The sequence below is a fragment of the Candidatus Rhabdochlamydia sp. W815 genome, assembly GCF_018642185.1.
Taxonomy (GTDB): domain Bacteria; phylum Chlamydiota; class Chlamydiia; order Chlamydiales; family Rhabdochlamydiaceae; genus Rhabdochlamydia; species Rhabdochlamydia oedothoracis.
Map to the genome: position 1 here is coordinate 1 of NZ_JAAVTY010000094.1, position 5,924 is coordinate 5,924.

5 protein-coding genes and 2 pseudogenes are annotated in these 5,924 nt (G+C 38.5%); 1 reads left to right on the forward strand and 6 read right to left on the reverse strand.

All coding sequences use genetic code 11. The features are described from left to right. The coding region (locus tag RHOW815_RS06395) for a transposase (protein WP_251368247.1) at positions 1–295 on the reverse strand (295 nt) is incomplete at its 3' end. Then, a pseudogene (locus tag RHOW815_RS09120) lies at positions 261–431 on the reverse strand (helix-turn-helix domain-containing protein); the annotation flags it as partial. The pseudogene RHOW815_RS09120 and the gene RHOW815_RS06395, both read right to left, overlap by 35 nt. A 137-nt stretch (positions 432–568) precedes the next feature. Between RHOW815_RS09120 and RHOW815_RS06405 the strand changes: the two are divergent. After that, positions 569–715 (forward strand): annotated as a pseudogene (locus RHOW815_RS06405) (helix-turn-helix domain-containing protein); the annotation flags it as partial. A gap of 324 nt (positions 716–1,039) precedes the next feature. Here the strand turns inward: RHOW815_RS06405 and sdhB are convergent. The 4 genes from sdhB to RHOW815_RS06425 all read right to left on the reverse strand — a co-directional run bounded on the left by sdhB (position 1,040) and on the right by RHOW815_RS06425 (position 5,537). Further along, positions 1,040–1,804 (reverse strand): succinate dehydrogenase iron-sulfur subunit, encoded by a 765-nt coding sequence (gene sdhB / locus RHOW815_RS06410; protein ID WP_215217498.1) that lies wholly within the window; start codon positions 1,802–1,804, stop codon positions 1,040–1,042. 6 nt (positions 1,805–1,810) lie between these two features. Further along, positions 1,811–3,703, reverse strand: coding sequence for a succinate dehydrogenase flavoprotein subunit (gene sdhA, locus RHOW815_RS06415; RefSeq protein WP_215217499.1), 1,893 nt, complete (start codon positions 3,701–3,703; stop codon positions 1,811–1,813). Positions 3,704–3,709: 6 nt separating this feature from the next. Then, positions 3,710–4,711 (reverse strand): succinate dehydrogenase/fumarate reductase transmembrane subunit, encoded by a 1,002-nt coding sequence (locus RHOW815_RS06420; protein WP_251368245.1) that lies wholly within the window; start codon positions 4,709–4,711, stop codon positions 3,710–3,712. A 76-nt stretch (positions 4,712–4,787) separates the two neighbouring features. Continuing rightward, positions 4,788–5,537: a TatD family hydrolase gene (locus RHOW815_RS06425; protein ID WP_215217500.1), complete on the reverse strand. Its 750-nt coding sequence runs from the start codon at positions 5,535–5,537 to the stop codon at positions 4,788–4,790. Positions 5,538–5,924 lie beyond the last annotated feature (387 nt).

The window sequence follows — 5,924 nt, forward strand, 5'->3', positions numbered from 1 at the left end:
GCTTTTTCTGACCTCGCCAACCAATTTTTTTTAAAACTATTTCAAGAATACTCTTAGAATTTTTATCATCTTTTTTATTCCAAAGAGGGAAATAATAATCACATAATTCCCATTTAGGATAATCTATGGGTAACATACGCCACTGGCAACCACTTTTTAAAATGTACAAAATTCCACAAAAAATATCATATAGATCAACTCTTCGTGGACGTGTTTTTTTGCGTGTAGACTCAAGTATTAGATGGATTTTGCTAAATTGTTTACGAGAAATATCGCTTGGATAAGAGCGGGTCATAACTACCTCCAAAGGTTTTATGAAAACTATCATTATACCTTAATGAGAAGATTTTAAACAGGCTCTTAGGCTTTTTATAGGTGAAGTTTAAGCGGTGCAGTAAAGAAACCATAGCTGATGGCGTATAATATATTCCAAAGCGGTCTTTGGCAAAATTGTAATAGACAAGACTTAAATTGACACTTAGTGGTAAATAGCAAAGAAAAACAGCTTATGCAACTGCGACGTGATGCCGTAGTTGCATAAACAAATAGCAAAGTGGTAATTTTGAATATAGCAATAGAGAGAAAAGTGATAAAAAATAAACTAGGTCTTTTAAAATTAGCAAAAACGTTAGGAAATGTATCTCAAGCATGTAAGCACATGGGATATTCAAGAGAAAGCTTTTATACATACAAAGAGCTTTATGAAAAAGGCGGATAAGCCGCATTACAAGAAATCTCTAGAAGGAAACCCTGCCCTAAGAAAAGTCGCTTAAATGGCAAGAAAGGAAAATTGGAGTACTATTTTTTGACGCTAAGCAAAGAAAAAAACCGCCGTTTGGGGTTCGAGCAATGGCTGCAATAACCTTGTTCTCAACAGGTGGGATCATTTCCTAAAAAACTGTAAAAGTGATTTAGCGTCATGAACCCTTAATAACATCTACTTATCGTTAATGCGCATTTCATTTGCTCGGATATCCCCAACAGCGGAGAATCTTTGAAAAAGATTGTAACAACAGGTGTTATTTAAGAAAAGGTTAAATTACACATCGGGCAAACTTACCACATCTCTTAAGGCTTGTTTGCTTACCTCTCTACCAATGACGGAAATGGATTCTGTTAAGGGTATGTTCTTGGGACATACCCTCACGCAATTTTGCGCATTCCCACAACCGCTGATACCCGACTCATCCATTAAAGGTCGAAGCCTATCTGCTTTTGCTAGTTTTCCAACGGGGTGCGCATTAAAAAGACGCGCTTGGGATAGAGGTGCTGGACCCATGAATGGCGAATGGGGATTGACTTGAGGACAGGCTTCTGTACAACAACCACAAGTCATACACGTAGATAAAACATATATCGCCTCTTGCAATTCAGGACTGATTTTAGGTCCAAAGCCTCGATCTAGAGCATCATCTACGTCTATCCAAGCACGTACTTTTTTTAAGTTTTCAAACATACTTGTACGATCTACGACTAAATCCTTCATAAGAGGAAATTTTGTTAAAGGAGCTAATGTAATGCAAGAACTACCTGTAGATTGTAATAATTGATGGGCAAGAGCTGTGCACCCTTGACGAGGACGGGCATTGATTAACATAGAACAAGAACCACACACCTCTTCTAAACATCCCTGTTCCCAAGCAATTGGAGTGACTTTTTCTCCTTTTTTAGTAATAGGACATTTTTGTATCTGCATTAACGCTGATGTGATGTTCAAAAAAGGCTTCAATTCCAATTCAAATTCTTCCCAATATTGCTGATTAGCAACCCCGCGGTATACTTTTAAAGTGAATGTTTTTTCCATGATATCTCACAAAGGCAATATGATGTTTACAGGAACGTTCTCAAATTGAGGAATGACTTTTTTAGCTTTGCTGTAATCGCGCCCTATGGGTTTTAAATAACGCAAGTCAACCGCTCTATAGTTAATTTTTGGCTCTATCTCTTGATAGGTAGCCATCGTTGTTTTTAACCAATTCTCATCATCTCGATGAGGAAATTCAGGCTTGTAATGAGCTCCTCTAAACTCATTGCGCAAAAGAGCTCCTTTTGTAATCACCAAAGCAATCTCTAACATATAAGAAAATTGATTGGCAAATACATAAGTTTGATTCAAAACAGTTCCCTTATCATCTAAACAGATATTTTGATAACGCTCACGAATCTCTTTTATCACATCTATTGCTCTTATCAGATCTCTATTATTACGTTTAACCGTAACGTATTTAATCAATACATCCGATAATTCCTCATGCAATTGATGCACATTCTCCGATCCATTGCGTTGCATGAGATCTTGTTTGAAATCCTCTTCTTTCCGCAGCGCTTGTGAAAAAATAGCATTGGGTATGTTGCCATAACTATGTTCTAACGTATCTAAATAACGAGGCACTTCTATTCCAGACACTAGTCCAGAAAAAATGCAAGAGAGTAGCGAATTAGCCCCTAAACGGTTTGCCCCATGATATTGAAATTCTGATTCCCCTACATTAAAACAACCGGGGATGTTCGTCATTTGCCTAAATCTCTGCCAACGATCGGGATCAGCAGCAGCGGGCCAATCCACCCAGGCACCTCCCATGGAATAATGCACTGCAGGGAAAATACGCATAGGTACTTTATGCGGATTATCTCCGGTAAATTTTTGATAGATATCCAAAACAGAGGCAATTTTATGCTGGGTTTTCTCTGAAAGATGCGACACATCTAAATACACTTGCATTTTTCTATCGACCCCTAATCCCATTTCACAAACACGCAAGATCTCTCTTGCACCAATATCTCGGGGTACTAAGTTCCCAAAAGCAGGATAGAGCTCTTCTAAAAAATACCAAGGTTTTCCCGTTTCGCCGCAAGGAAGGGTTTTTCCCTCTGAATTTGTAATTGTCTTAGAGCTGTTCCCCCAAACCCAAATTCTTCCTCCTTCTCCACGAGAGGATTCTGAAATCAAACGCATTTTATCCTCCGCAGGGATCGCAGTGGGATGAATTTGAATAAATTCTCCATTTGCATAGTACATTCCCTGCTTGAATAATCTACCGTTAGCAGCTCCGCTACAAAAAGTAGAATTTGTGGACTTTTTAAAAATCAATCCTGGTCCTCCTGTTCCAAAAACCACTGCATCTGCTTTTAATACACTAAGCTCTAAATTAAATAAGTCCATCAGCACAATGCCGCGTGCCTTGCCTTCGCTATCAAGGACAAGACGCATGAACTCGTGATTTTCAAACTTTTCTACTCTGCCTTGTACTTCATAGCGACGCACTTGCTCATCTAAAGCATAGAGCAGTTGTTGCCCTGTAGAAGCGCCGCAAAAAGCTGTTCGGTGATATAAAGTCCCACCAAAACGTCTAAAATCGAGATTTCCTTCTAGAGTTCGATTAAATGGGCATCCGAAGCGCTCCATCATACGGATAATGCCCGGTGCCGCTAAACACATCTCTAAAACAGGAGGTTGGTCCGCTAAGAAATCCCCTCCCTTAATCGTATCGTAGGCATGAATGAAAGGAGAATCCTCTTCATTTTTTAAGTTCATTGCCGCATTAATTCCACCTTGAGCACAAACAGAATGCGAGCGTTTGACTTTTGTCACAGAGATAATTTTGACATGACAGTCTTTTTCTGCTAGTTTCATAGCAGCGGATAAACCAGCTAGACCTCCTCCAACAACAATGACTTCTTTTCCCATTTTTCGCTTCGACATATCTTTTTAAGATGTTAAATTAAACCAGTACGTTCCCCAAACCGCAGCTAATCCTAAAAAGGCAACAACAGTCATCAGGCTAATAGCAACACATACCCAAAATTTTTGCGCAGCCATTTTTAAAACCCACCCCCAGGTGATCAGAAAAGTCCAAAAGCCATTAAAGGCATGAAAGCAAGCAGCTAGCACAAAAATAGTATAGAGACCTACATAAACCGGGCTTTTGAAAGTATCACGTACGGTAAGCAAGGTAGCTGTACCAAAATTTTTAGCCACGGCTACCAATTCTGTTTTTAAGAGTTTTTGTTTTTTTAGGGTAAGTGCCCAATCTAGTCGTTGTTGATAGCTTTGTGCTGCGTTTAGCAAAAGAGCTTCTTGTTCATTGTACTGATCGACAAAAGGCCCTTTCCATAAACTATGCTGCTGCTTTAGCTCTTGAGCAGCCTGCATAACTCTTTCTTCAGCGTTGCAATTTTCTAACAAAGCTTGTTCTTCTAAAATCTGCTTTTCATCATACAAAGCCACTTGCAAACGATCTGCTAGTGTATATAATCCTTTGTCTAGCGTGACATTTACCAAATAAAAAGTTTGCGATCCTAAGCGCACAGAAGTTGGATATTCTATAAAACGGAATTTAGCTACGTGTAAAATGATCCCTACCAATAAGATCCAAGAGGTAATTCTTTGCCAGGTATAGGCTCTATTTCTCCCATAATTCAAATGGGGATTCTGTTCTTTAGTAGAATAAGAGTTCGCCTTAGAAGTCATTAAATACCTAACACCCCAAAACATATGGATAGCAAAAGGAACCGCTAATAATCCTAATTCAATCACTTGAAGGTAGGGCAGATTGTGGAGACTATTTACCATCTTCACAAACCCACGCCCATCCTCTCCTACCCAAAGAGCTGCCTGCGAGTTAGTCAATAAATGTTCTAATAGAAATAAGACGAGCCAAAGACCCATTAAAGAGTGAAGTCTGCGCCAAATAAAAGATTTAGGTACCACTGTTACAATCTCCTGATGTCCAACATCAAAGATTGTATTAAATAGATCGAGTAACTTTTACAAAAGGAAAAATTCCTCAAAAACGAAAAAAAATTTCCGCATTCTGTTTGGTTTTTCTAGCTACTTCCTCTATGCTCGTTTGTTTTAAGTGAGCGATCATCTTAGCTGTTTCTGTAAGAAACCCAGGTTCATTGACTTTCCCACGATAAGGCACTGGTGCTAGATAAGGAGCATCTGTCTCTATGAATACATGTTCTAAAGGCACATATTTCACGATCTCTTGCAATGCTTGAGACTTTTTAAAAGTGACAATTCCACTGATCGATAAGTACCATCCAAGCTCTAGTGCTTTTTTTGCCTCTTCTAGAGATCCCGTGAAACAATGCAATACCGCAGGCACTTTACCTGCTATAGTAAACAAATCAGCAAAGGCATCGCGACAATGAAAAATGATCGGAAGATCCACCTTGCGACGTAAATCTAAACAAAGCTCTAGATATCTTTTTTGCATCTCTTTAGGAGAATATTGATAGTGATAGTCTAAACCGGTTTCTCCAATAGCGATAAGCTGTTTGTGATATGCTGCTTGTTTTACAAGAGTAAAGAAGCTCTCTCCCTCCTTTTCTACATCATGCGGAGTAGTAGCTGCAGCATTAAATACCCAAGAGGTTTTTTCTCTTAAAAGTAGCCCTGCTTTTAGACTTCTCTCATCTGTGCAAATGTTGACGATCTTATCGATTTGATTGGTTTGAGCACGCGCCAAAATCTGCTGTGTATCATTTACAAGCGTGTCACTTGTAAGATGTGCATGAGTATCTATAAACATAAAAAAACCATCCTTGAAATCTAATTCAAAGGATGGTACCTGATTATGGAAGTTTTTTCCAATCTATACTAGTTTGATTTCAAATTAAGAATTGCATAACTAGTTTTTTTTGAAAAAACTGCTCTATTTTGCAAGAATATGTTATCTTTTGTATAAAAATGTTTATACACTCAAACTCTTAATTTGAATGCAAATAAGTATAGGCTTTGTGTAATTTTGGGCTATGATGAGGGTATCTCAACAAAAAATCTTGCTAAAGCACTTCGGATAAGCCCTATCACTGTTCAGTGAATACCTCAGAGAATATGATTCCGAAAATAAAACTGGAAGTAGCCCTCGAGGCGGTAGCAAATCAAAACCTTCACAAGACCAAACAGAGTCTCTACT

Excerpts from the sequence above, each read along its gene's own strand:
- sdhB (WP_215217498.1), bottom strand. The coding sequence starts at position 1,804 with ATGGAAAAAACATTCACTTTAAAAGTATACCGCGGGGTTGCTAATCAG.
- sdhA (WP_215217499.1), bottom strand. The coding sequence starts at position 3,703 with ATGTCGAAGCGAAAAATGGGAAAAGAAGTCATTGTTGTTGGAGGAGGT.
- RHOW815_RS06425 (WP_215217500.1), bottom strand. The coding sequence starts at position 5,537 with ATGTTTATAGATACTCATGCACATCTTACAAGTGACACGCTTGTAAAT.